We start from the raw sequence: 803 nt of genomic DNA on the forward strand, positions 1-803 counted from the left end.
GATCAGGACGTTACCACCGCCGCGGCGCTGCTGAAAAGCGCCGACGCCAGTCTGGCGGATATGAACGACCCGAGCTTAATTGCCGCCCGTCGCGCGATTACTGACGACATCGCGAGCCTCTCCGCGGTAACTCAGGTCGACTATGACGGCATTATCCTGAAAGTGAATCAGCTCTCTAACCAGATTGATAACCTGCGTCTGGCCGACAACGACACCGACGATTCACCGATGGACTCCGACAGCAGCGAGCTGTCCAGCTCAATTAGTGAATGGCGCGTCAACCTGCAAAAAAGCTGGCAGAATTTTATGGACAGCTTTATCACTGTTCGCCGTCGAGATGAAACCGCCGTCCCGCTGCTGGCGCCGAACCAGGACGTTTACTTACGTGAGAACATTCGTTCTCGCCTGTTAGTAGCCGCCCAGGCCGTACCGCGTCATCAGGAAGAGACATACCGCCAGGCGCTGGAAAATGTCTCTACCTGGGTACGCGCCTACTACGACACCGACGATGCAACCACCAAAGCTTTCCTGGAAGAGGTAGACCAGTTGAGCCAACAAAGCATCAGTATGGATGTGCCAGAAACACTGCAGAGCCAGGCTATTCTCGACAAATTAATGCAGACCCGCGTGCGTAATTTACTGGCGCAGCCTGTCACAGCGCCGGTTGCCGCCGCTCCTGCTCCTTCGGCAGACACCCCGGCAACCGCGCCGCAAGGAGAATAATGATGCTAAAAGTATTATTACTCTTTGTACTGTTGATTGCCGGGATCGTCGTTGGTCCAATGATTGCCGGTCATCAGGGC

Annotated in this window: 1 protein-coding gene; it reads left to right on the forward strand. The window is 55.3% G+C overall.

Going from position 1 to position 803, the window contains the following annotated elements:
• A partial coding sequence (gene hemX, locus KQJ18_RS24245) for a uroporphyrinogen-III C-methyltransferase (RefSeq protein WP_216422990.1) occupies positions 1 to 723 on the forward strand: 723 nt, incomplete at its 5' end.
• Positions 724 to 803: the final 80 nt, after the last annotated feature.

The organism is Citrobacter sp. S55_ASV_140 (assembly GCF_018919505.1).
Taxonomy (GTDB): domain Bacteria; phylum Pseudomonadota; class Gammaproteobacteria; order Enterobacterales; family Enterobacteriaceae; genus Citrobacter; species Citrobacter werkmanii.